The sequence below is a fragment of the Pseudanabaena sp. PCC 7367 genome (assembly GCF_000317065.1).
Lineage (GTDB): Bacteria > Cyanobacteriota > Cyanobacteriia > Pseudanabaenales > Pseudanabaenaceae > Thalassoporum > Thalassoporum mexicanum.
This window is the reverse complement of the sequence record NC_019701.1, coordinates 1,664,162-1,688,566: the sequence shown is the minus strand read 5'-3', so window position 1 is coordinate 1,688,566 and position 24,405 is coordinate 1,664,162. Positions and strand designations below refer to the sequence as shown.

Sequence of the window (24,405 nt, the reverse complement as noted above, 5' to 3'; positions counted from 1 at the left end):
TAGGTGATTAACCTTGTTGTCTCATCCGGCTATCTCATGCATTTGAGAGCTGCAAGCAATCAGTTTAACTATGTAATTGAATTACGATCGCTTTAAGCACAATTAAACGTTAGCTTAAATCCACCAGTCCAGGCAATCATTCTAAGCTAAATTGCGATCGATCGTTTTGAGTTGAGCCTAGCTGTTAGCAAACAATCTCAGCGCCATCATAATTTAAACCATCCTTGAAAACCTATGCCTAACCAACCCTCCCCGCCACCAATTACGCCCCACCAGATGGATATCCTCAGAGCCGCTACGGCAATGGCTTGGGCTGATGGTCAGCTAGAGCCGGATGAAATCAGACTGATTTTAGATCAACTAGCACAATTGTTTGCTAGTGGTGAAGAAGACCAGCGATCGCTCAAGCAGAGTATGCGTGAATATTTGGGGCAAAATATTCCCCTTGAAGAAGTAATCCCAAATCTAGAGACCAAAGCCGATCGCAAATTGGTACTCAGTCTTGGCTATCAAGTAATCCAGGCCAGTCGCCGCCAACCGGGTGAACCAATGGTGAATGTGGATGAAGCCGCTGCCTATCAAAGATTAAAGCGATTGTTGGAGCTGCCCCCCGATGATGTAATTGATGTGGAAGAAGAAGTAATCCCTGATTTTGAACATCATGAAGAAGGTAGTAGTTTGGTGCAAACCCTGGCGGCCAAGTTGCATCAGTTAATTACCAGGTAATGGCATTGGCGGTTGCTGCTGCTGCTGGCTTGAGTTTCACGACCATTTAGGACTCATATTATTGGCACAATTATTTGACCGGCAACAGGTTAGGTAAGAGCAGATAACTGATTGACTGGTCTGGTGTTGTTCAAGCCTATGTATGTAGACGACTGTATGTAGACGACTTGTTACCGCTGCTACTAAACCGCGACCTTGGCTAGGGGTAAGTTTAGAGTTAGTTGATCTAATAATTATCGAATAATTAATGATTAGGGCGATCGGCCTTAATCCTAATTCCCAAATCATCGAACCTGTTGAAAGAGATGAAGATTATTGGTTTTCTGTTACAGTCGTCTAGAGTTATAAAATAATTGTGTAGATCCTGGCATAATCACTGACCTGAAGCAGTTTCTTTACACAGTTTAGGTGTTTCGAGCAGTAAACTTAAGTAATAAAGCTTAGAGTAGTATTAGCAACGATTAGATAAGCTAGGTTAATCCCCTCGCTGGCGATCGCAACCTAAAGGCAAGAAAGTGGTTGTGATTGGCTGGCATTAAGCTTCAAACTAGGCTGAATTGGATGAATATGCAGCAAAATCGCCCAGATTCCCAACAGAAAATATTATCAGCACCCTTTTTTGTCGGTTTACCTGGCGAAGCTGCGGCCAAAGCTACTGCAAAAATGGTGACGCGCCAACATCCTGCCCATCAGGTGATTTTGTTGGAGAATGATTGGGGTAACTCAGTTTATTTTATTTTGAGCGGCTGGGTAAAAATTCGCACCTATAATCTAGACGGTAAAGAAGTAACCTTGAACATTCTGGGCGTAGGCGAAATGTTTGGGGAGATGGCTCCGCTGGATCAAGTGCCCCGATCGACTGACGTAATTACCCTTACCCCCTCTACGATTGGTAGCCTGCCAGCTTCTGACTTTGTCAGGTTGATTGAGACCGAGCCGATCGCCGGGATTCACTTGGCTAGGTTAATGGCGAAACGATTGCGTCAGGTCAATCGGCGGTTGCGATTGCGCGAATCCGATAGCACTTCGCGGGTGGCCGATGTGTTGCTGTTTTTGGCAGAAGGTCAAGGGACTAAGGTTTCATCGGGGGTGGAAATTCCCAACCTGCCGCATCGTGAGCTAAGTAGCCTCAGTGGCTTGGCTCGGGAGACGGTCACCAGGGTGCTAGGCAAACTGGAGCGCAAGGGCTTAATTACCCGTGATGGCGATCGGGATGTGCTATGTATCCTCGATCCCAATGGCTTGGAAAATCTTTTGGCATAGATGCTGGCTCAGCAATGAAGGATTTTAAAGGATCTCAAAGGATTTTAGTAAATTGCAGCCCAGTCAAATCCATCGCTAATTTGTCTTAACTATTCAATCTGGGTAAGCGCGCGAATTGTGGCAGACAATGAGACGATGGTTAAATCCTTTGGCGCAAATCCTTTGGATTGACTGTAACCCTTTTATTTAAATTGAAAATTGATTTAGTCCTATTTCTCACCTATTCTTTCAGATCGACCATAGCTCCATTAAAAGCTTCATTAAAATTCCGGCCAACTTAATCTAATCCCTTAGTTCTATCCCATTAATTAAATTAGTTTCAATTAAATTAAATAATGTCATTTAAATTAAATAATGTCATTACCAGGTATAGCTTGACTAAGAAAAACTACTTTGAGAAAGAAATTTCACAGCCCACTAGCCAAAACCGCGCTTAGGGTATATAACGAATAGCACTATTTAGGAAATACTGGTATGATATCGCTCGTTATGGGTGTGGTGTGAAAGGAGTTTAGATGCTGAATCCAACCGTTGATTTCAGCGGCAGGCCGTTTCACTTTATTGGTGTTGGGGGAATTGGGATGTCTGCGATCGCGCATATCCTGCTCAAACAGGGATACTCTGTATCCGGGTCTGACATCAATAGCAATGCAAATACGGACCGGCTTAAGAAACTAGGAGCTAAGATTTATCAAGGGCATAGTGCTACTAATTTAGACATTACTGCACAGCCGCAGATTGTTTGTTCAACCGCAATCAATCAACAAAACCCTGAGTATCAGACGGCGATCGAAGCCGATCTGCCAGTTCTGCATCGCTCTGATATTCTGGCCGCGTTGATGCATGAGTTTAAAAGTATTGCGGTTGCGGGCACCCATGGCAAAACTACCACCAGTAGCCTCGTTGCCTATTTACTCCTCAAAGCTGGAGTTGATCCAACCATCGTTGTCGGTGGCGAAGTTAGCGATTGGCAAGGTAATGCTCGGCTTGGTGCAGGGCATTATTTAGTCGCAGAAGCAGATGAGTCAGATGGCTCATTAACTAAATTCGATGCCCATATTGGCATTATTACTAATATTGAACTGGATCACCCCGACCACTACACCAGTCTTGATCAGGTGATCGAAACATTTCAAGCTTTTGTAAAGCGCTGTCAAACTGTAATTGCCTGTATTGATTGCCCCACCACCCAGCAGCAGATTAACGCGGACTTGACCTACAGCATAGAGCCAGCTTCTGGCGCTGATTACATTGCCACTGACATTCAGTATGGTGCGGCAGCGACCGAAGCCAACATTATTGAGCAAGGAACGCTACTGGGTCGATTACGTCTAAGTATTATTGGTGAGCATAATCTTGCTAACGCACTGGCCGCGATCGCAGTGGCTAGAAACATTGGCATCGATTGGGAAACGATCGCCACATCGATCGGTGGGTTTGAAGGAGCCAGGCGCAGGTTTGAATATAAAGGCAGTCAATCTGGTGTAGTTTTTGTGGATGATTATGCCCATCATCCCAGTGAAATTCGGGCAACTCTAGCCTCAGCCAAGTTAAAAAGCCAGGGCAGAGTAGTGGCGATCTTCCAACCCCATCGCTATAGCCGCATCCTTAGTTTTCTAACTGAATTTAGTGCTGCCTTTGCTGATGCCGATCTAGTGGTGGTAACAGACATCTATGCTGCTGGCGAAAAGAATCACGGCAATATTGACGGGGCTAAGGTGACAGCGGCGATCGCTTCGATGCACCCCAATGTCCATTACCAGGGCAGCCTCCAGTCGGTTCAGAATTTCCTCGTTACCAAACTAAGAGCTAATGATCTAGCTATCTTTCTAGGTGCTGGTAATCTGAATCAAATTATTGCTCCCACGATCCAATCAATGGCAGATTGCTGTAGTAAGCCAACCGCTCTTTCTAAATGATTACAGACTCAAGACCCACAACTTGCATTCAATCATCGATCCCCCTGGCAAACCTGACTTCCTTTCGGGTGGGCGGGGCGGCTGAGTGGTTCTGCGCGCCGAGATCTGTGGACGATCTCCAGGCTAGTCTGGCTTGGGGAGATGAAAGAGGTTTACCGCTGACCCTGCTTGGTGCAGGTAGCAATTTGCTGATCAGCGATGAGGGTATTGATGGACTGGTGATGTGTCTGCGGCATTTCCAAGGCTTGAAGTTTGACCGAGAGCAAGGCCAAATTACTGCTGCCGCTGGGGAACCGATCGCCCGGATCGCCTGGCAGGCTGCGGCTAGGGGATGGTCTGGCCTGGAGTGGGCAGTGGGTATTCCTGGCACGGTGGGCGGCTTAGTCGTGATGAATGCTGGAGCCCAGGGCAGTTGTGCCGCTGATTGCCTTGCTAATGTCGAGGTAGTATCGATCGATGGTGCAAAACGAATTATGCAGCCGGACGAGCTGGAATTTAGTTATCGCCATTCCAGTTTGCAAAATAGCAATTTGATTGTAACTAAAGCTACTTTTCAGCTCACACCAGGGTTTGATCGCAATCAAGTTAGAGCGACCACCACTGAATATTACAAATATCGACGACTCACCCAACCCTATCATCTGCCCAGTTGTGGCAGCGTATTCCGTAATCCTTCGCCAAAGGCCGCAGGATGGCTAATTGAGCAAACTGGACTAAAGGGCTATCAGATTGGTCAAGCTCAGGTTGCTAATCTCCACGCTAACTTCATTCTCAATTGTGGTGGTGCTTCGGCTAAGGATATTTTCCGTCTGATTGGCCATGTGCAAGAGCAGGTTAATAATCAATGGTCACTTTTGCTCAAACCGGAAGTAAGGATGCTGGGGCAGTTCTAAATTATTTCTAGATCAACCCTAAGCTATTGGTTCGACTAATTACTGTTTTCCTGAATTATGAATCAGTAAGCTGTTTTGATGTGTGCAATCATTAGCATTTATGTTTAGGAAATAGATTTGGCAATAGATTTACACGCAGGCACTTACGTAGGTTATTGTCTTTTTTTTGATCTCTTAGATTTTAGCTTGTAGCGATCCCCGTAACTTTGCCGATCGGGAATTACGCTAGCAGCAATAAGGGTGGGGCAAAAATTACTTTAGGTAATCAAGTAATCAATTCGATAGAGCTAAACGGGGGCGATCGCTAGATCTAGTATTTCTACAGGTACATTTACCGTAAACCAGGCTTACAAAGCTTTACAAAAGTCAATAGATGCCGTAATGTTATATTCAATGGCGCTTCGCCAGAATTTATTACATTTATTGTTCATTTTATAGATACGCAATTATGACTACTGCAGTACAAAGCCGCGAGAGCGCTAGCCTGTGGGATCAGTTTTGCAACTGGGTAACCAGCACCAACAACCGCCTATATATTGGTTGGTTTGGCGTACTGATGATTCCTTGTTTGCTGACTGCAACCATCTGCTTCGTAATCGCCTTCATCGCCGCTCCCCCCGTGGACATTGACGGCATCCGTGAGCCAGTATCCGGTTCACTTCTGTATGGCAACAACATGATTTCCGCAGCAGTTGTGCCAAGTTCGAACGCCATTGGCCTGCACTTTTACCCCATTTGGGAAGCAACCAGCCTAGACGAGTGGCTCTACAACGGTGGTCCATACCAGCTCGTAGCCTTCCACTTTTTGATTGGTATTTTCTGCTACATGGGTCGTGAGTGGGAATTGAGCTACCGCTTGGGTATGCGTCCATGGATCGCTGTAGCCTACAGTGCACCAGTCGCCGCCGCCACCGCCGTATTCTTGATTTACCCGTTGGGTCAAGGTAGTTTCTCCGATGGTATGCCATTGGGAATCAGTGGCACGTTCAACTTCATGATCGTATTCCAAGCAGAGCACAACATTTTGATGCATCCTTTCCACATGTTGGGTGTAGCCGGTGTGTTCGGTGGTGCCTTGTTCAGTGCAATGCACGGTAGCTTGGTGACCAGCAGCTTGATTCGTGAGACGACCGAGAACGAGTCTGCCAACTATGGTTACAAGTTTGGTCAGGAAGAAGAGACCTACAACATTGTGGCCGCCCATGGTTACTTTGGTCGCTTGATCTTCCAATATGCCAGCTTCAACAACAGCCGTAGCTTGCACTTCTTTTTGGCACTGTGGCCAGTGGCCGGTATTTGGTTCACTGCTCTGGGCGTAAGCACGATGGCATTCAACTTGAATGGCTTCAACTTCAACCAGTCGATCGTGGACAGTGAAGGTCGTGTGGTTCCATCTTGGGCAGACGTGATCAACCGCGCTAACTTGGGTATGGAAGTAATGCACGAGCGCAATGCTCACAACTTCCCGCTTGATTTGGCTTCTGCTGATGTGCAGCCTGTTGCTCTTACTGCTCCTGCCATCAACGGTTAGTTAAGTTAGATTTAGTCTCTAAGTAAAAAGCTTAATCGCTTAAATCAGACCTAAGTTTGATTCAAACAAATAGATGTGGAGGGTTATCCTAGTTTGGGTAGCCCTCTATGTTTTTTGCGACTATTGAACTAGTATGGCGATGCGGTGGGTGTTTAGCTTTTGCCACATACAGATTTAGCTCTAGGGTAGGTTTATATTGTCAGCACTTTACGAGCTGGTTCAAAACAGCGAATTTGTGGAGGAAATGTATCAAACTGATGCCAAGGAGTTTTGGTATCGATCGCTAACTGTTTTGCAATCCCTGTTTTATGAAGCTTGCGATCGCCCAAGTAAACCACAAAACCTTGCGGGTCTGGTATTAACCCATAATCCCAATGCGATCCCCTACTCTCCTCCTGCTAGCTTTCAAACCTGGGTATTTACTGCCAAACAATCCTCACTGCTGAATACCAAATCATTCCCAACTGATCAAATCCACTCCATTACGATCGATGCTGGCAATCCTGCTAATCATGAATGGTTTTGTATTGCGATCGCCTCAACTTTTAATATGCTGCTGATCGATTCCGGTAGCCACCACAGTTGTCTTTTTTCGCTCCACCCTCAGCCCATCAGCCAAGCGATCGCCCATTTGACGGCGCACCTTCGGCAACCAGAGCAACGCCAGGAATTAGAAAGCCAATTTGCCCAATTTAAATTGCAAGAACCCATTTATGCAACGGTTTCGAGGCTATATACAATCATGCTGAGTCAGCCCATCAGCCGTGAACTCCCGGTGCCGGAAATTCAAGAAGTCGATATTATTAAATCGCTGACCCATGAGGTCAAAACGCCACTAACCACAATTCGGACTCTGGCTCAATCGTTACTAAGGCGTAAAGATATTGTCAAAGCAGTCAAGCCCAGAATTGAGCGGATTGTAGTTGAATGTACCGAGCAAATCGATCGCTTTGGCCTGATTTTTGAAGCAGCCCAACTGGCTACCTCCCCTGTCCCCCTGGAATCAACCTCTATTCTGGAAATCCTGAGCCAAAACACAGAACGTTGGCAAATGCAGGCAGAACGGCGGCAACTCAGTATGGAAATAATTACTCCTGAATCGATCGCGCCAATTCGTAGCAATAGCAAATTGCTGGCTCAGCTACTAACTGGAATTATCGATCGGCTGGTGCGTAGCTTGCCCTCTGGCAGTAAGATCGCCCTCACGGCGGCTACGGCTGGAGACCATCTCAAACTGCAATTTCAATCCCGATTGGGTAGCATTGGTGAAGATGAATATCCAATGCTTAAATCCGTGGGGCAATGGCTGATGCTACAACCAGAAACAGGAACTCTAAGTCTCAGCTTGCCTATCACCAAAGCTTTATTTCAGTCTCTAGGTGGTAAGTTAACCGTGCGCTTGCATCCAACTGCTACTGGCTATGATGGCGAAATCCTAACAATTTTCCTGCCCTTTGCAAACGCAAATCAATAATATTGCTCTGGGCCTTAAAAGGGTTGTACCAGATCAAGTTCTGCTTAATTTTTTTGCAATCGAGCTATGCCTCACTCAAATCATTGGTAAATCATTGGCAAATCATTGGCAAATCATAGCTACAAACCGCCGCAATGAAAACTCAGCTACAATATGATCTCTATTATTAATAGTCCGAATTTGGCTTTAGATAAGTAATTTGAATTTGCGAGCGGAGCTGATTGAGGTAAGTTGTTAAGTATATATAATTAAAAATTTATAAAGCTAGATTAGAAATAGCCCATGTCATTATTTGATTGGTTTGCCAATCGCCGTAAGTCAGCCCCCATTGGCCAAAATTCGCGGGAACGAGATATCCCCGATGGGTTGTGGTACAAGTGTGAATCTTGCTCAGCCATGACCTATGTGAAGGATTTACGCACAAATCAAATGGTTTGTCCCCAGTGCAATCACCACATCAGGGTTACTGCACCAGATCGGATTGAACAATTGATTGAGCCCGGTACTTGGCAAGAGTTGGATGCTGGTATTCATTCTTGCGATCCGCTTACTTTTGTCGATCGCAAGCCCTACAGCGATCGGCTCAAGGAATATCGTAAAAAAACTGACCTGGTGGATGCGATCGTCACCGGTACTGGAAAACTCGCTAGCTATGAAATTGCCCTGGGCGTGATGGATTTTCGGTTTATGGGAGCCAGCATGGGCTCTGCTGTGGGTGAAAAAATTACTCGATTGGTGGAAACAGCCACGGCCAGGCATTTACCCTTAATTCTGGTATGTGCGTCCGGTGGTGCCAGAATGCAAGAGGGAATATTGAGCTTGATGCAGATGGCTAAGACCTCTGCTGCCCTCGATCGCCATCGGCAAGCCAGATTGCTATATATTCCGATCCTGACTCACCCGACCACCGGCGGTGTGACCGCTAGCTTTGCAATGCTAGGTGATTTGATCCTGGCAGAACCAAAAGCCATGATTGGATTTACGGGCAAGCGGGTGATTGAACAAACAATCCGCCAGAAGTTGCCCGATGAATTCCAGACCGCTGAATACTTGCTTGAGCATGGTTTTGTAGATGCAGTGGTGCCACGTACTCAGCTTAAGCAAACCCTGGCTACGATCATTGGTCTACATGTCGATGGCATTGGTTCTCGGTTTTATCAAGCCCTAGCAGTCCAAGATCGGCAACGAGAGCAACACCAAGATCACTTACAAGATCATTTGCAAGATAACTTAGGCGCAGCCAATGGTTCACATCATAATGGGCATGCAGAGGTAACTAATCCTAATACCGCGATCGCTACGCTTGAACCTACACTTAAGCCTATTCAGAGCGCAGATCCAGATCTTCCGGATTCAGATCAGCATCAAGAGGATGGGGCACCGATAGACGTTGCCAATTTAGATACCGCTGCTGCCGACTCTGCCAATACCACACACAAGAATGAGACTTCGGCATAGGTAAACCGATTAACTGGCGTGGTGTTTCCGTGGCCATGGCGATCGCCTTTGTGGGGGCGCAAACCAACCAGCTAACTAAATTTTTGACCCCAGCAAAAAGTGGTAAAGCAGTGCCAGCCAAAGTGCCATCACCTAGCCTAGCGATCCCCTCATTCAAGCTAATCTGGCGGTTATCCCAGGGATAATCACCATCCGGCAGCCCCAATGGAGCCAGTGCATCACTCACCAGCACAATCCGATTCGTATGGCTAGACTTGAGCCGAATAAATAAATCCGCCATCTGGGGGTGAACATGCACACCATCGGCAATCAAGCCACAGAAGATGTCTTGCTCTAATAAAGCACTACCCAATAGACCTGGCTCCCGATGATGCATCACTGGCATGGCATTGCCAGCATGGGTAATCATTTTGGCACCTAGTTGGAAGGCGGCTTGGGTTTGGCTAGCGCTGGCGATCGAGTGCCCCAGGCTGACTACAATGCCGCGATCGACCAGCCAGGGAATTGCTACTGCTTGTGAATCTAATTCCGGTGCAATGGTGATTAGCTTCACTAAATCAATATAATCTGCCAAAACCACTTGCAGTTGCTCTAGGGTTAGGGGTAGTAAATGTTCCGGTGGATGAGCGCCACGCTTTTTGGGGTTGAGGAATGGCCCTTCTAGATGGACACCCAAAATTTGGGCACTGTTGGGCGATCGCCCATGCGCCATTGCGGTGCGAATGATCGCTAATGATTGATGCAACTGGTCGATCGAAGTGGTGACCAGGGTCGGTAAAAAGCCATCGATGCCTTGCTGCCACAGGAAACGACAAATTTCTGGCAAGCGCTGCGCATTGCTGGAGTCTAGCTGATTAAAAGAGACCCCTAAGGCACCATTAATTTGCAAGTCGATGCCGCCACTGGAATAACAAACCAGATCTTCTTGATTAAACTGTGCGGTTTGGATCGAGTCTACGATCGAATCTATGGCCGACATATACCCTATGCTCTCTCTAATCCCAGTGCGATCAAATCATCCTGTTGACCCAAGATCTAAATATCAAGATATAAATATCTAAATATCTTAAAGACTTAACTCCACAGACTATTGCAGCCAAGTGATTTATATAAGGATTGTACTTGGAATCAAGGCCAGAAAAGTTATAACTAAAAATCTGCAAGTATCTCAATTAGCAATTACTAGCAGTTACTGATCCTGGGGCTCATCGGTAGAGATATTGCCATGATCTAGCGATCGCCCCTTGCCATTCTTATCACTGTTGCCATTGGTGCCACTGCGCAGCAGAGCCAAAAACATAAAAAATAAGCCAATGTTGATCGACACATCAGCGATATTAAATACGGGAAAATTAATTAGCTCAAAATCTAGAAAATCAATCACATGGCCATAGGCAAAACGATCGATGCCATTACCGATCGCACCGCCCAGAATGCAGCCATAGCCCAACTGCTCCCACCGATTAAGCCTGCCGCCAAAACAGCCGATCGACGCAATCCCCAAACTCACGACCAAAGATACCCACTTCAACCACTCACCGGATTCACTGAACATACTAAATGCAGCACCCTTATTGGTGACATAGTTGAACTGAAAAAAACCTGGGATTAGCTCGATTACGTCGTATAACTGCATTTGGGTCATCACCACATGTTTAGTGGCCTGGTCTAGACCCAAACAAATCAGGGCTGCTACCCAAAAGATCATATTTTTACCCATGCCAAGCCTTAGCTAACTGATACCAGCATAAATGCACATCAACTCAAAAGTAATTGTCAGAGAATTGCCAGAGAATTGTTAGAACGCTATTTCCCATGTTTCCTTTATGCATTGGAGCTTGAATGAGTAGAGCGTTGAACAAGCACCTAAACATAGGTATAAGCACTTAAACATAGGTATATAGTATCTAGCTAGCAAATCAACGATCGCTAACAATTAGGATTGTTTACCAGGAATCATATGGAGCCAAAGAAGGACGATCGCCCCCTCAATCAATCAAATATTGGCATGACACTTATGTGACATTAATGATGCCCAGCCAATCGAGCAAGCCCTGGCCAGTCACAAATTCGATCACCACCGCAATTAAAAAGCCAATCATGGCGGCACGGCCATTGAGGCGCTCGGCATAGCTATTGAAGCCAAACTTAGGATCACTAAGATCAGGTGTTTCGGTTGGTTCAGTCATTGGGGATTTATCCTTCGCTAATTAGTTGAAATATTTAATCGCAACTTAATATATCTTAATTTTGTCACGATTTAAGTACATTGAAATTTAAAATTTTAAGGAGTAGAATTTACAGATTCTTAAGTTTTGTTTTTGTATTAATGATGCCTAGCTCTTGTAAGCTAAGTATAGATTAGATTACAAGCTAGAATAGTGGTACTTATTAATCTAGCAAAGCTTAATATACTTAATATAGTAATGATATTTTTTATTACTATTAGTTAATTGGTTAGTTAATTGGGTGGTAACTGGTTGCCGTAGGGCTAGCTCTGAAGTGAATTGATTGGTTATTTGGGCTTAACCTAGCAGAATGGTTAATATATCTAGCAAAGCTCTTTAGCACTTTTGCAGGTTATAAATCTAGAGGTTAACTGCAAATCACGGGTTTAATTAACCACGGGTTTTCGCCGATCGTTAATCAGATCGTGTTAGTCGCTACTTAGCTGGTTTATTGAAGCTCATATTGAAGTTCATTAAGGCACATTTGTCTGGCAGAGTGCACCTACACATTGATATATGTTTGGCTGAGCTTTGTATATTTATATTATATATTTGTATATTTATATAGATGAATGCGAATGTATCCAAATGTTATGAGTAGTGGTAGTGAATGATCGAGCCTGATGATTTTCTGCATGATGAATCGATCGCATCGAAACCATGTAGAACGCATAGAATTAAGTCGATCAAATCAAGGCTAAGCAAAACGCAGCGCTTAACTTAGTTGTCAAGATTTAAGTCACGATATTGGGAGTGTTAGGAAGTTTGGAAAGTCGCAAGGAAAAAATATTGGTAGTTGATGACGAAGCTAGCATTCGTCGGATCTTGGAAACAAGGCTTTCTATGATTGGCTATGAGGTTGTCACGGCTGCTGATGGTGAAGAGGCGATCGACATGTTCCACCATGAGATTCCTGATTTAGTGGTTTTGGATGTGATGATGCCTAAGCTAGATGGCTATGGTGTTTGCCAGGAGCTACGCAAGGAATCAGACATCCCAATTATTATGCTGACCGCGCTTGGTGATGTGGCCGATCGCATTACTGGCCTGGAACTGGGCGCAGATGATTATGTGGTCAAGCCATTTTCGCCCAAGGAGCTAGAAGCCAGGATTCGATCGGTGCTGCGCCGGGTTGAACGCAATGGCACTTCTGGCATTCCCAGTTCTGGGGTGATTCAAATTGGCAATATCCGGATCGACACAAACAAGCGCCAGGTTTATAAGGGCGATGAACGGATTCGGCTGACCGGGATGGAATTTAGCTTGCTAGAGCTGCTGGTGGGTAAGTCGGGCGAGGCATTTTCTCGATCGGACATTTTGCAAGAAGTGTGGGGTTATACACCGGAGCGCCACGTTGATACCAGAGTGGTCGATGTCCATATTTCCCGCCTGCGTGCCAAGCTAGAGGAAGACCCTAGTAATCCAGAATTAATCCTCACCGCCAGAGGTACTGGCTACTTGTTCCAGCGCATTACGGAACCAGCCGATGAGGAAAAGCAAAAAAACAAAGCGGTTTAGGCGCAGTATTTTTACATACTTAGGCTATTAGGCTACCTCTAACTAATTAAAATCTTAAAATATACAAGTTACTGCTATGTAACTATTGCCTAATATGGGCTTATAGACTTTCGCAGGCCAGCTTATTGCCATCCCGATCGAGCCCAAATGGATCACTTGGGTCTAGCTCCAGCACATGTTGGGCTGCTTTTTGCGCAATAAAATCATCACAATTTAAATCTTCTTTGTTGGGGCGATCGCCCTCAGGTAAACGCTCACAGGCAAGGTTATTCTTGTCACGATCGAGCCCAAACGGATCGCTTGGGTTCGAGTTCAAGACATATTGAGCAGCCTTTTTAACAGCAAAGTCTTGGCAATTAAGGGAAAGGTTGCTATCTTGCGCTACTGCAACATCATTACTGTTGTCAAAATTGTTGTCGGTAAATACATCATCACCACGATCGCTAGGGTTGAGATTTCCTGTCTCTAAATTGCTCTCATTACTAAGATTACCGACCGATTGCGGGAATAAAAACTTTGCCCCCAGTAAACCAACCATAATTACCACCACAATCTCGATCGACAAGGCAAGCATTTGATTTCGTCTGTCGGCCTTGGTGATTGGCTTTTGATACACCGCATGTCCCTGGTTTGATAATTCTTGATAGGCTATTTGTGGTTCTAAGTTTTCAGCTTTTTCCAAGTTGCTAGACAGCGATGATTCCTGGGATCGATTTCTAACTTCGTTTTTGACTGGCTTTTCTGGGCGATTGCGATTTTGAGCCGAATCACTAGGCCGCTGAGGCTTAGATGGCTTCGCAGGTTTCGGGCGATTGTTTGGATCTGAGGAATAATTTTTGGCCATATTGGTAACTTGCCGAAGTTAGTCGATCGATCGCAATTAAACTTTGAATTTACGGCTGCCTGGTCAAGACGAAAACGGAGCCACAAAATCAGGGCACAATCCCTAGCATAGTTAGTTCAAAAAGTTGATCGCAAGCAAAGTTGCATTTTTTTATTGTTTCTAGCTTTTCTAACCATCAATATCTGACATATTGCTGCGGTTACTTTGAATATCTATGCATTCAGTCCCAAAAATATAATAGCTATAGGATTAAATAGGACTAAGTATCAAACATCAAACATCAAACATCAAACATCAGAAGAACAAACCCCCATGCCCCCATTTTGAAGTTATGGCCATCACCCCAGCCCTGTTGAATCGGATCGCGCTAGCGATCGCCTATCTGATGGTGGTCAATGGCCTGGTTTTGGTTCTCTATGTCTTTGATAAGCAATCTGCCCAGCGTAAAGGGCTGCGTATCTCTGAGAATACGTTTCACCTGTTGACATTAATGGGAGGCACATTGGGCGCAATTCTGGGGCAAAAACTGTTTCGACATAAAACCCGCAAGTCCAGTTTTCAGACTGTTTTTAGGATCATCGTAGCTGCACAAATTTTTGCCCTGTTCGTGGCAATTTTTCTGGTGGCGATCGCCTTGGGCAATCAGTCTGGCCAAGATAAAAATTTTTTCGATCGCCCGGTTAGATCTAACTTAGAATCCAGCTTTGAGTATTAGCTTTAAGTATTACTAAGCCAGATCACCACAATCAGGATGCCACCAACCCCCAGCAAACCACCAACCACTGGCCAATTCACATCACTAGCCTTGGTTTCCTGATTGTATTTGTTAGTCTTTGGCTTAGGAGGCTTAGAACTGCCATAGCTAGCAGCAATTGGGGCTTCATAGGCGATCTGATTTTCAGAAGAAATAGGCGTAGGTTCTGGCACCGCTGATTCCAGGCTTACCTCTTCCTGCCCGTAGTCCGCACCTTCTAGCATCAGCTCCGTGATCGCCGCATAGGCTTCTACCCAGGCTTGCTTGACCTCTTCAGTCCATGCTGTGCCTAAATATTCCTCAAATGTAGCTAGCAGAGCATTACCGACCAAGGGATAATGTTCGGGCAGTGCACCATATTCAACATGCCGACTACCCAGCCCTGCCAGCGTTTCAGTGAGAACATCTGGCGATCGTAAATTGCTGGTCACCAGCACCAGAGACTTAATCAACTTTTCTCGCTGCGCGATCATATCTGTATTCGCAAACAGCGGCTTTGCGACTGGATACATCTCAAATAGATTGTGATAAAAACTGGCGCTAAATGCTCTGGCTTTGGGTTTGATCCGATCGAAACTGTCCTCTAATAACTTGACCTTTAGTGACATCGTCTTGGCTCCACAACAATACTGGTTCAAAATTTACTTTGCCTCTATCAAAAACTTGATGAACTTGTAAGTTTGTATTCCCAGTCACAGTTGCTTAACCTTAGCCACAGGTATGCATGGAATTAATGAAATAAATGCATTATGTCGATGCGTCGATCGATTCTCACACCTCGGCGATCGACTGTGGGGTAGGCCAAGTAAGAATTGTGATGAAGTGATGACAACTATTCCTGATTCACTAGTCCGCTAATTTGCTGGATTAGCGCCATTAGCGCCAAAAACTCAACTCACCTGCCGCCCCGTCGATCCTGGCCTGACAACCTACGGGCAAGGCCATATTTGGTGACCCATGACCAAATTGGAGATTAGTTACAACGGGAATATTTAAATCAGCCAAACGATCGCGCCACACCTGCTCCATCTGCCAGTTAGGTCGATTTGCAGATAAGGGCACATGGTCGAACTGCCCCAGTGCGATCCCAACTACTTTTGCCAATGCACCAGTCATGCGCCAATAGGTCAACATCCGATCGACCCGGTAGGGAGCCTCGCCAGTATCTTCAAACGCCAGGATCACTTGGTCTAAATCAGGACACAAGCTGGTATTTAATAAATTAGTGGCCACAGTCAGGTTCCCAGGCAGCAAAATTCCTTCTGCCACATTGCCCCAGCCCTGGCCGATTAGTTTGTGTTGATCGCGCTTGCCCTCTAACCAATCAAACATTAATGCTTGCGACCAATGGGGTTCCGCCGCGATCGTGGTTAACAAAGGGGCATGGAGTCCACCAATGCCTAGATTTGCCTGCCAAGCCCACAACAACGCCGTAATATCCGAAAAGCCAATCAGCCATTTTGGTTCTGGCTGTAAATTTTGCCAATGCCAATCCTCTAATAATCTAGTTGCGCCATATCCACCTCTGGCACAGACGATCGCCACACATTCAGGATCATTCCAAGCTGATCTTAATTGCTGCCGACGATACTGGTCATCTCCAGCCAGGTAGCCATGCGACTTAACGAGCGTGGCCGGGATTTCTACCTGATAACCGCGATCGCGCCATATCTGCGCCCCCTGTTGAAATTTTTCTTGCTCATATAATGCGCCACTGGGGGCAACTACACAGACCTTTTGGCCTGGGGCTAAGTTAGGTGGGAAAGTGGTTAAGTTAGTTGATCGACTGATAGGCATGGGTGATGGTTTTAAGGTGGCTCTTTTTGTCTAGGCGCGCATATAGCAGCTAGCTGTTTTAAGATTCAGAGACAATCAATATGCAGCGAAACGGTAAATATGGCTAGCGCTTGATTTTACAAATTAAGATTGGGTGTATTTATGCCAAGTTGAAATGCCCGATAAGGTGACTTGCATAATTGCGTTTCATCGCTTCTATCAAGAACAACCCAATTAAATCGCGCCTAAATTGAACACAACATGTAAACCAGTAAAGATTTTTGCTATAATTTTTAACTGCAGCTATGGTGGGTGTAGCCAAGTGGTTAAGGCAGAGGATTGTGATTCCTCCATTCGCGGGTTCGACCCCCGTCATCCACCCTTTATCTTTACCTTGCGATCTAGGCGATCTAGCTAAATTGCCATAGTGGCGATCGAGTTAGCTTTGTCAATGCACTGAATTATATTGAATTATTTAAGTGGGGCGTAACGATCGCCGTATTTTCTATTTTCTGCTGCTGATTGTAGAGTTATACTTAAAAGCCCGATAAACGCCTATTACATAGCCCGATCGCCTGATCGGTTAAATTAATCGCCCCATAGCCAGCATTAGCAAAATATGATGGAATCCCTCGTTAGACAATTAGTTTGGACAGATTTTCGCCTCGCCGTACTGTTTACGGTTTTTTTGCCCCTGGTGTTGCTGGTCTGGGCATTCCGCGTTAATGCAGTGGCGATCCGGCGATCGCTGGTGATCTATTGGCGCGTGGCTAGCCTATTGGCGATCACGGTGTATCTAATGATTGGTGGGCTACCAATTAGTTTTTTGACCAGCTTAGCCGCACGAATCTTGATCCCGCTCTCGCTCTGGTTCTGGCAGGACATCAACGAAGATATTGAAACCACTAGAGGCGCAATCAAGCCCCTCTATCAAATTTGGCGCTGGGCGATGACAGCCTATAAACTGGTTGGCACTGGCATTAGCATTGCTTTCATTGGCTGTGCATTTGTGCCGGCAGCGCAGTTGGGTGCAACTTGTAAAATCTGGTTTGAGCCACCAATGGCGTTCAAAGCGCTTTTCCATACCAATATTCCCACTGGCAATCTTGGGGTATGGGGCATCATTGGCCTGACGATCTATTGCTTTTATTTGGCCTCGTTTGTGTTGTTTCGATTGCCGCAGCAAGGCCGGATTGCTTTTAGAGACTAGCTTGGTTTAAAGACGGCAATATTAATAATCAAAAAACCTAAATCAATTGGCTAGATATTTTAAGTTAGTCAAATCATGGCATTCAGGGATAAAGCGATCGCCCTTGACTCCTAATTCCCCACCCAGAGTTAATTTACTGAGGTATTTTTACATTTCTTTTTGTATCTGTTATATCTGGTTGTCCTGACCATCAGCATAACCAAACTGCTCGGAAACCATCGTAATCAGCCGTTAAATAGCTTAGTCAAAATTGCCGATCGCCGATCAAGAATACTGGCGAATAATTAACAAAATCTAAAACAATTATTCTTAATATTGCCTGTATGAACTGGTTTGTATTGAAAGTTACAAAATGCCACACCTATCGTCCTTAACATAAATCAACTGTAGATAAGCCTACAACTGAAATACAAAGGACACATATGGCTCAGACCCCCCAAGAAGTTCTGCAAATGATAAAAGAGCAGAACATTCAAATCATTGACCTTAAGTTCATTGATATGCCAGGTATCTGGCAACACTGCTCTTTTCACGTCAGCCTGATTGATGAAGACGTATTTACTGATGGTATTGCCTTTGATGGTTCCAGTGTTAGAGGCTGGAAGGCGATCAACAACTCTGACATGACCATGGTGCCCGATCCCACTACCGCTTGGATCGATCCATTTATGGAAGAGCCGACCCTGAGCATGATTTGCTCAATCAAAGAGCCTCGCACTGGCCAACCATATGAGCGCTGCCCTCGCGTTGTTGCTAATAAGGCGATCGAGTATCTTACCTCCACTGGTATTGGTGACACAGCTTTCTTTGGCCCCGAACCAGAATTCTTCATCTTTGATAGCGTCGCCTATCAGTCCAGCATGAACACTGGTTACTACAAGGTGGACTCCTCTGAAGGTCTTTGGAACATGGGCAGAGAGGAACCCGGCGGCAACCTGGGCTACAAACTGCGCAACAAGCAGGGCTATTTCCCAGTAGCGCCACTCGATACCTATCAAGATATCCGGACTGAAATGCTATTGACGATGGCAAAGTGCGGCGTGCCGATCGAAAAACATCACCATGAAGTAGCCACCGGTGGTCAAGCTGAGCTGGGGATTAAGTTCTCGACTTTGGTTGCTGCCGCTGACTCGGTGATGACCTACAAGTATGTTTGTAAGAACGTAGGTAGAAAGTATGGCAAAACCGTAACTTTCATGCCTAAGCCATTATTTGGTGACAATGGCACCGGTATGCACACCCACCAATCGGTCTGGAAAGATGGTCAACCCACTTTTGCTGGCGATCAATATGCTGGTCTAAGCCAAACTGCCCTCTACTACATCGGTGGTTTGCTCAAGCATGCTCCTGCCGTATTGGCACTCACCAATCCTTCGACCAACTCCTTCAAGCGATTGGTACCTGGCTTTGAAGCTCCGGTGAACCTGGCCTACTCGCAAGGTAATCGATCGGCTTCAGTGCGGATTCCCCTGTCTGGCCCCAATCCCAAAGCCAAGCGCCTAGAGTTCCGTTGTCCTGATCCATCCTGTAACCCATACTTGGCATTTGCGGCCATGTTGATGGCTGGAATCGACGGGATCAAAAATCAAATCCATCCTGGCGAAGCGCTCGATGTGGATATTTATGAACTTTCGCCAGAAGAATTGGCTAAGGTTCCTTCCACACCTGGATCGCTGATGGAAGCATTGTCTAACCTAGAGAAAGACCATGACTTCCTCTTGGCTGGCGATGTGTTTACGGAAGACTTTATTCAAACTTGGATTTCCTACAAGCTTGATAATGAAGCTCTGCCAGTAAATATTCGTCCTCATCCCTATGAGTTTGAGCTTTACTACGACATCTAAGCAAATCTCCTGATTTATTGTCAATAAAAGTAAACACCCCTAACCGCCTATCTATGGGCGGTTTATTTATTTGTATATAACTCATTTTCAATAATCAGGAAAATAGGCTATTATCAATAAGATAACGTTCTTGACATTAAGATGCCCCCCACCACCACTGACTACTCCACCGACTCTCTGAAGGCTGAGCTAAATGCTAAGGGTTTGCGCATGACCCCGCAACGGGAAGTGATTCTGGATACATTTCAAAATCTGCCGGAAGGCGAGCATCTTAGTGCCGAAGATCTCTGCACCTTGCTCAAGGACAAAGGTCACAATATTAGCCTCTCGACCATCTATCGATCGGTGAAGCTGATGGCGCGGATGGGCATTTTACGGGAATTAGAATTAGCAGAAGATCATAAACACTACGAAATAAATCCACCTAGGCCGCTGCATCATCACCATCTGGTTTGTATGAAAACCCGCGAGATTATTGAGTTTAAGAATGATGCAATCTTAAAAATTAGTAAGAAGGTGGCTGATAAGTTTGGGTTTAAATTGCTCGATTGTCAGCTTACGATTTATGGTGTCAGCCCTGAAGGGCAACGATCGATTTTCTAGTGTTTTTAGTAAAATTCATTCATGCTTGCTCCCGTCGATTGATTGCCTTGGCCAGACACTTGGTCAAACAAGTAAAGCGATCTAGGCTAACTTGGAGGTATAAATCTGCATTCTGGCTATGCTTACTCGCTTGTTTAGCCTGTGGCTTGATCCTGCCGTTGGGGGCGATCGCTAAATTACCGCCAACATTATTTGCTACATCAACCACTTCAGTTAGTCGATCTGATCCTGCCATAGATCAGGTAAATGATTTAGAACCACGCTACAGTGCTAAATCAACTGCCTCTCAGTTAGCTCCTCTTGCTCCCAGTAATCAGCCCCAGTTAATAGATCAGCAAATCTGCGCGGCTAATCTTGAAGCCCAAATCCAAAAGATTATTGATGATCCTGCCCTAGCGCGATCGCGGGTGGGAGTATATGCGGTAGCCCTAAATAATGATCCTAATGATGAACTGCTGGTTGATATTGATGGCGATCGGTTGTTTTTGCCTGCCTCTAATACCAAACTCTTCACTACTGCTGCGGCACTGCAAAGATTAGGTACAAACTTTAAGTTCCAAACCAGTTTAGCCAGCCGACTCACACCGGATCGCTCTGGACGCTTGAGAGCGCCTTTGATTGTAATTAGCAGTGGCGATCCCAGTCTTTCCCCACAACAGATTGAAGACCTGGTGACCCAATTAAAAGATGCTGGCGTTAATGCAATTAATAACTTGGAAATTCAAAACCCCAGACAGGATAATTCTAATTACTTTGGCTATGGCTGGGAATGGCAGGACTTGCCGGAATATTATGGCGCAGAGCCGCATCCACTGACGGTGCATGAGAATGTATTGGATTGGACGATCGCCCCGACCCAGTCTGGTAAAGCAGTTGAATTTACTTGGGCTGATCCATTATTAGCCGCTGGTTGGGTGGTGCGTAACTATGCGGCTACTAGTAAGGTTGATGGCGAATATACCCTGACGGTGCAACGCGTTGGTTTTAATAAAGAGTTGATTCTCAGGGGCAAGATGCCTGCTAATGCCACACCAGAGCTAGGCGCGATCGCAGTCCCCGATCCACGTCAACATTTTTTAAAGCTATTGCAAGCTGAGCTAAGGCGACAAGGAATAGAGCTACCAGGACTTGTAGATATCAGCAATCAGTTGCCCCCAGGTATAACGCAATCAATGATTGTGCCTACGCCGGGTATTATTGGAGACGTATCTAACCTGGCCACAGTTTCATCACCACCACTGGCCGATCTGGTTAAAAAAATCAACAAAGATAGCAATAATCTCTATGCGGAGTTAGTTTTGCAAGCGTTGGCAAGGAGAAGCCGCGATCGCAAAATTCCCCAGGAAACCGCCGACCAGATCTATACACAAGCGATCGAACAAGTTACCCAATTTTTAGACTCGCTAGGAATTACACCAGATAGCTATGCGATTGCCGATGGCTCTGGTTTGTCGCGGCATAACTTAATTGCACCGGAAGCGATCGTAACCTTGCTTGAGAAAATGCAGAATGATCAAGCATTTCGGGATTCCCTGCCGATCGCGGCGGTGGATGGCACAATCAGGAATCGATTTAAAGATACGATCGCGGCAAACAACCTGAGCGCGAAGACGGGTACCCTTAGCGGTGTGGTTACTTTATCTGGCTATGTGACTACCGTGGGTGGTGATGAAGTGGCGTTCAGCATCATGATTAATAATGGCAATCAACCCACTTGGCAGCTACGGGGTTATGTGGATCAAATAGCACTGCTGTTGGCTAATCTGGGCGATTGTTAGCAAGCTTTTAACCTGTGACCAATTCCTCGATCGCTTCTGGTTTAGTTGGCAACGCCGAGGTCAACACCTCACAACCAGAATCAGTAATCAAAACATCATCCTCGATCCTGATCCCCCGCACATCGGCAAAATCTGCCAATCGCTGCCAATCGACCAGATCCTGGTATTTCTCGCGCCAATCTTGGTTTTCGAGAATCGCCGGCACCTGATAAAAACCCGGTTCGATCGTCACCAACATGCCAGCACGCAACGGTCGATCGAGGCGTAAGTAACCCAGGCCAAAGCGATCGCTACGGGTGCGGCCAACCTCATACCCAGCCAGATCGCCCAAATCCTCCATATCATGCACATCCAAGCCCAGAATATGCCCAACGCCGTGGGGAAAGAACAAAGCATGGGCATCGAGATCGACCAGATCATCTGGTTTCCCCTTCAGAATACCCAGATCCACCAGCCCTTCCGCTAGAATCCTGGCCGCGGTTAGGTGAATATCGCGGTATTCAACCCCAGGCGCAAGGCGATCGATACAGGCATCATGGGCAGCTAGCACCACCTCATAAATTGCCCGTTGTGAAGCCGAAAACTTGCCCGATACTGGAAAGGTACGGGTCACGTCTGCTGCCCAACCCAACTCGGTTTCTGCGCCCACATCCGCCAGGAGCAGATCGCCTGGGCTGACAGGATGGTGATAATGTTCATTGTGCAAAACCTCACCATGCACCGTCACAATGCTTTGATAGGCACAGGTCATGTTATTGGCCATAATCACCTGTTCGATCGCAGCACGAATATCGGCTTCCCGTTTCGCTGACTTCGCCGCCGTCATGCCAGCTTTATGGGCTTCGATCGTGACTGAGGCTGCTTTCTTTAATTCTGATATTGCCCCTTGATCGTGACAAAGCCGCAATTCGACTATGGCTAGGGCAAGAGTACGATCGATCGTTGCTTCGTTCTCTCCTGGCTTAATTAGCGCTTGGCTGGAAATAGTTCTTTGCAATAATTGCTGCTGTTGTGCCAGAGTCGCTTTATCTTGAACGGGCAAGGTGGCGGTCTGGAGACTATTTCCATTTAACTTAGCAGCCAATTCTGACATTGGGTAGGCAGCATCAGCACCGATCGATTCAGCGATCTGTGCCCTGCTCGGTGTTTTACCATGCCATAGCTCGGCCGTAGCATTACTATCATCCATAAATAGCTCTAGCTTGCCCCCATCCAGGCGGATCGCTGCCTGTTCCAGTGGTAAACCAGCAAAATAAAGAAAATGACTACTAGCCCGAAACGGATAAACATTGGCGGGGAAATTTCGCGCTGTTCTGCTACCTGACCACAGCACAACTGACCCATTGAATCGATCGGCTAGTTTCTGGCGGCGCTGTTGTATTGTTGCTTTAAGCTGCATGTTTACCCCTGATTCCCATCACGCATTTATTTAAGTTTAATCTTTTGAGCTGCTGCCCAGAGAAAAGCCCAGTTACCAAGGATTATTAAAATTACAATCGCGCGATCGTTTTGATCAAACTAAAGTCTAAAGAGAAATCATTATTTGGTAGTGGTATAGAAGTAAGGATTTTTAGCAGATCACCATTGAGATAGTCTCGATCGCATTATCAAATATCCTTACATGTGCAGGACTACCCATTATTTTTATTGAATCCAGACTCAGCATATGTTACAGGTAATCAAGCTTGATCTTGAGAATCTATCAACGATTTAAACTACTAGCAAAATGATTAATTTACCCATTGAAAGCGATCGTCTTGTGATTCGCAAATTCATCCCCGCCGATCTAGAACCCTATTTAGAATTTATGCTCGATCCCGACTCGACCAAATACCTGGCCTTTGAGCCAGAACAGAAAACCAGCGCAGGGGCAACTGATCTATTCAATTATGTAGTTAGTTCCTATGCTGCCGAGAATCCGGCGGAAATCATTCATGCCTATGCGATCGCCCTCAAGCAAGACGATCGCTACGTTGGTTCCTGCGGTTTTTCGCCCTACGAGCCGCCAGACATTTATGAATGCTACTACAGCATCAATCAGGCCGATCGCCATAAAGGATATGCCTATGAAGCAATGCAGGCTTTGATTCGAGCGCTGGCAAATACCCAAGCAATTAATGAATTACGTGCCTATTGCGCACCAGCAAATTTGGCGAGTATTAAGCTTGCTCAAAAACTAGGTATGAGCGATCGGGGTAGCGCTAAGCATATGCATTCTGGCCTGGATGGGGTAATGTATGCGATTCAGTTGACCAATTGAGGGCAGGGAAAAACACCGATCGAACCCAGCTAGATAACCATTCAATCAAGGTAAAACTTACAGTTAGCCTACTCAGAACCTGTCTGGTTAGGAATTAGTGAATAATAAATCAAATACACATCTAGTCTTACTCGTAATTGCGAAGGGCGTAATTCTCTAGTCAAATGGAGATCGCTCTGTGCCAGCCCCAATAACAACCCCAACAGCTATAGCAACCATTGCCAGTGGCCAAAAAACAGCAGCGATTAGCAAGAAACAAGCAAAACCGTAGCAAAACAAGTCTATGGTTTGGTTTAGCTGCATGTTTAGCTATGATCGGTGGTGTT

Annotated in this window: 20 protein-coding genes, 1 tRNA gene and 1 pseudogene; 15 read left to right on the top strand and 7 right to left on the bottom strand. The window is 45.8% G+C overall.

The features are described from left to right. Positions 1-234 precede the first annotated feature (234 nt). The 7 genes and pseudogenes from PSE7367_RS06535 to accD form a co-directional block, all read left to right on the top strand. Positions 235-726, top strand: a complete 492-nt coding sequence (locus tag PSE7367_RS06535) for a tellurite resistance TerB family protein (RefSeq protein WP_015164588.1) — start codon at positions 235-237, stop codon at positions 724-726. Positions 727-1,293: 567 nt separating this feature from the next. Further along, positions 1,294-1,989, top strand: a complete 696-nt coding sequence (locus PSE7367_RS06530; protein ID WP_015164587.1) for a Crp/Fnr family transcriptional regulator — start codon at positions 1,294-1,296, stop codon at positions 1,987-1,989. 515 nt (positions 1,990-2,504) lie between these two features. Beyond that, a complete protein-coding gene (gene murC, locus PSE7367_RS06525) occupies positions 2,505-3,908 on the top strand; it encodes a UDP-N-acetylmuramate--L-alanine ligase (protein WP_015164586.1) in 1,404 nt (467 codons plus the stop codon). Then, positions 3,905-4,801, top strand: coding sequence for a UDP-N-acetylmuramate dehydrogenase (murB, locus tag PSE7367_RS06520; RefSeq protein WP_015164585.1), 897 nt, complete (start codon positions 3,905-3,907; stop codon positions 4,799-4,801). The genes murC and murB overlap by 4 nt, the downstream gene beginning before the upstream one ends. 448 nt (positions 4,802-5,249) lie before the next feature. Continuing rightward, positions 5,250-6,332 carry a photosystem II q(b) protein gene (gene psbA / locus PSE7367_RS06515; RefSeq protein ID WP_015164584.1) on the top strand — a complete coding sequence of 361 codons (1,083 nt, stop codon included), beginning with the start codon at positions 5,250-5,252 and terminating at the stop codon, positions 6,330-6,332. 196 nt (positions 6,333-6,528) lie between these two features. Continuing rightward, positions 6,529-7,806: a sensor histidine kinase gene (locus PSE7367_RS06510; protein WP_015164583.1), complete on the top strand. Its 1,278-nt coding sequence runs from the start codon at positions 6,529-6,531 to the stop codon at positions 7,804-7,806. Between the two features lie 282 nt (positions 7,807-8,088). After that, positions 8,089-8,937 (top strand): annotated as a pseudogene (accD, locus tag PSE7367_RS06505) (acetyl-CoA carboxylase, carboxyltransferase subunit beta); the annotation flags it as partial. A 190-nt stretch (positions 8,938-9,127) separates the two neighbouring features. Here accD and nagA read toward each other — a convergent pair. The 3 genes from nagA to PSE7367_RS21865 form a co-directional block, all read right to left on the bottom strand. Then, positions 9,128-10,243, bottom strand: coding sequence for an N-acetylglucosamine-6-phosphate deacetylase (gene nagA, locus PSE7367_RS22690; RefSeq protein WP_015164581.1), 1,116 nt, complete (start codon positions 10,241-10,243; stop codon positions 9,128-9,130). Positions 10,244-10,453: 210 nt separating this feature from the next. Then, positions 10,454-10,984, bottom strand: coding sequence for a signal peptidase II (lspA, locus tag PSE7367_RS06495; protein WP_015164580.1), 531 nt, complete (start codon positions 10,982-10,984; stop codon positions 10,454-10,456). A 295-nt stretch (positions 10,985-11,279) separates the two neighbouring features. Beyond that, entirely contained in the window at positions 11,280-11,453 is a 174-nt protein-coding gene (locus tag PSE7367_RS21865; protein WP_015164579.1) for a chlorophyll a/b-binding protein, read from the bottom strand. 792 nt (positions 11,454-12,245) lie between these two features. Here PSE7367_RS21865 and rpaB point away from each other — a divergent pair. Then, on the top strand, positions 12,246-13,010 hold the full coding sequence (rpaB, locus tag PSE7367_RS06485) for a response regulator transcription factor RpaB (RefSeq protein ID WP_071881344.1): 765 nt from the start codon (positions 12,246-12,248) through the stop codon (positions 13,008-13,010). A 100-nt stretch (positions 13,011-13,110) separates the two neighbouring features. On the opposite strand, the gene PSE7367_RS20260 is transcribed toward rpaB, so the two are convergent. Then, positions 13,111-13,854: an excalibur calcium-binding domain-containing protein gene (locus tag PSE7367_RS20260; protein WP_015164577.1), complete on the bottom strand. Its 744-nt coding sequence runs from the start codon at positions 13,852-13,854 to the stop codon at positions 13,111-13,113. 331 nt (positions 13,855-14,185) lie between these two features. Here PSE7367_RS20260 and PSE7367_RS20255 point away from each other — a divergent pair, with 331 nt between their 5' ends. Then, positions 14,186-14,569 (top strand): DUF1294 domain-containing protein, encoded by a 384-nt coding sequence (locus PSE7367_RS20255; RefSeq protein ID WP_015164576.1) that lies wholly within the window; start codon positions 14,186-14,188, stop codon positions 14,567-14,569. A gap of 2 nt (positions 14,570-14,571) precedes the next feature. Here the strand turns inward: PSE7367_RS20255 and PSE7367_RS06470 are convergent, their stop codons facing one another. Further along, complete coding sequence (locus PSE7367_RS06470; protein ID WP_015164575.1) at positions 14,572-15,216, bottom strand: globin family protein; 645 nt, start codon at positions 15,214-15,216, stop codon at positions 14,572-14,574. Positions 15,217-15,484: 268 nt separating this feature from the next. Continuing rightward, on the bottom strand, positions 15,485-16,405 hold the full coding sequence (locus PSE7367_RS06465) for a S66 peptidase family protein (RefSeq protein ID WP_015164574.1): 921 nt from the start codon (positions 16,403-16,405) through the stop codon (positions 15,485-15,487). Positions 16,406-16,692: 287 nt separating this feature from the next. Between PSE7367_RS06465 and PSE7367_RS06460 the strand changes: the two genes are divergently transcribed. The 5 genes from PSE7367_RS06460 to dacB all read left to right on the top strand — a co-directional run bounded on the left by PSE7367_RS06460 (position 16,693) and on the right by dacB (position 21,819). Further along, positions 16,693-16,765: transfer RNA gene (locus PSE7367_RS06460), tRNA-His, on the top strand. 238 nt (positions 16,766-17,003) lie between these two features. Continuing rightward, positions 17,004-17,594, top strand: coding sequence for a DUF3177 family protein (locus tag PSE7367_RS06455; protein ID WP_015164573.1), 591 nt, complete (start codon positions 17,004-17,006; stop codon positions 17,592-17,594). Between the two features lie 422 nt (positions 17,595-18,016). Then, positions 18,017-19,438, top strand: a complete 1,422-nt coding sequence (gene glnA, locus PSE7367_RS06450) for a type I glutamate--ammonia ligase (protein ID WP_015164572.1) — start codon at positions 18,017-18,019, stop codon at positions 19,436-19,438. A gap of 141 nt (positions 19,439-19,579) precedes the next feature. Continuing rightward, positions 19,580-20,041, top strand: a complete 462-nt coding sequence (locus PSE7367_RS06445) for a Fur family transcriptional regulator (protein ID WP_015164571.1) — start codon at positions 19,580-19,582, stop codon at positions 20,039-20,041. A gap of 146 nt (positions 20,042-20,187) precedes the next feature. Then, positions 20,188-21,819 (top strand): D-alanyl-D-alanine carboxypeptidase/D-alanyl-D-alanine endopeptidase, encoded by a 1,632-nt coding sequence (dacB, locus tag PSE7367_RS06440; RefSeq protein ID WP_198013447.1) that lies wholly within the window; start codon positions 20,188-20,190, stop codon positions 21,817-21,819. A gap of 7 nt (positions 21,820-21,826) precedes the next feature. On the opposite strand, the gene PSE7367_RS06435 is transcribed toward dacB, so the two are convergent. Then, positions 21,827-23,218: an aminopeptidase P family protein gene (locus PSE7367_RS06435; RefSeq protein ID WP_015164569.1), complete on the bottom strand. Its 1,392-nt coding sequence runs from the start codon at positions 23,216-23,218 to the stop codon at positions 21,827-21,829. Between the two features lie 327 nt (positions 23,219-23,545). Here PSE7367_RS06435 and PSE7367_RS06430 point away from each other — a divergent pair, with 327 nt between their 5' ends. Next, a complete protein-coding gene (locus PSE7367_RS06430; protein ID WP_015164568.1) occupies positions 23,546-24,079 on the top strand; it encodes a GNAT family N-acetyltransferase in 534 nt (177 codons plus the stop codon). Positions 24,080-24,405 lie beyond the last annotated feature (326 nt).

Excerpts from the sequence above, each read along its gene's own strand:
- PSE7367_RS21865 (WP_015164579.1), bottom strand. The coding sequence starts at position 11,453 with ATGACTGAACCAACCGAAACACCTGATCTTAGTGATCCTAAGTTTGGC.
- murC (WP_015164586.1), top strand. The coding sequence starts at position 2,505 with ATGCTGAATCCAACCGTTGATTTCAGCGGCAGGCCGTTTCACTTTATT.
- psbA (WP_015164584.1), top strand. The coding sequence starts at position 5,250 with ATGACTACTGCAGTACAAAGCCGCGAGAGCGCTAGCCTGTGGGATCAG.
- PSE7367_RS20260 (WP_015164577.1), bottom strand. The coding sequence starts at position 13,854 with ATGGCCAAAAATTATTCCTCAGATCCAAACAATCGCCCGAAACCTGCG.
- murB (WP_015164585.1), top strand. The coding sequence starts at position 3,905 with ATGATTACAGACTCAAGACCCACAACTTGCATTCAATCATCGATCCCC.
- PSE7367_RS06535 (WP_015164588.1), top strand. The coding sequence starts at position 235 with ATGCCTAACCAACCCTCCCCGCCACCAATTACGCCCCACCAGATGGAT.
- PSE7367_RS06470 (WP_015164575.1), bottom strand. The coding sequence starts at position 15,216 with ATGTCACTAAAGGTCAAGTTATTAGAGGACAGTTTCGATCGGATCAAA.
- nagA (WP_015164581.1), bottom strand. The coding sequence starts at position 10,243 with ATGTCGGCCATAGATTCGATCGTAGACTCGATCCAAACCGCACAGTTT.
- glnA (WP_015164572.1), top strand. The coding sequence starts at position 18,017 with ATGGCTCAGACCCCCCAAGAAGTTCTGCAAATGATAAAAGAGCAGAAC.
- PSE7367_RS06430 (WP_015164568.1), top strand. The coding sequence starts at position 23,546 with ATGATTAATTTACCCATTGAAAGCGATCGTCTTGTGATTCGCAAATTC.
- PSE7367_RS06465 (WP_015164574.1), bottom strand. The coding sequence starts at position 16,405 with ATGCCTATCAGTCGATCAACTAACTTAACCACTTTCCCACCTAACTTA.
- PSE7367_RS06455 (WP_015164573.1), top strand. The coding sequence starts at position 17,004 with ATGATGGAATCCCTCGTTAGACAATTAGTTTGGACAGATTTTCGCCTC.
- PSE7367_RS06445 (WP_015164571.1), top strand. The coding sequence starts at position 19,580 with ATGCCCCCCACCACCACTGACTACTCCACCGACTCTCTGAAGGCTGAG.
- PSE7367_RS06530 (WP_015164587.1), top strand. The coding sequence starts at position 1,294 with ATGCAGCAAAATCGCCCAGATTCCCAACAGAAAATATTATCAGCACCC.
- PSE7367_RS20255 (WP_015164576.1), top strand. The coding sequence starts at position 14,186 with ATGGCCATCACCCCAGCCCTGTTGAATCGGATCGCGCTAGCGATCGCC.
- lspA (WP_015164580.1), bottom strand. The coding sequence starts at position 10,984 with ATGGGTAAAAATATGATCTTTTGGGTAGCAGCCCTGATTTGTTTGGGT.
- PSE7367_RS06435 (WP_015164569.1), bottom strand. The coding sequence starts at position 23,218 with ATGCAGCTTAAAGCAACAATACAACAGCGCCGCCAGAAACTAGCCGAT.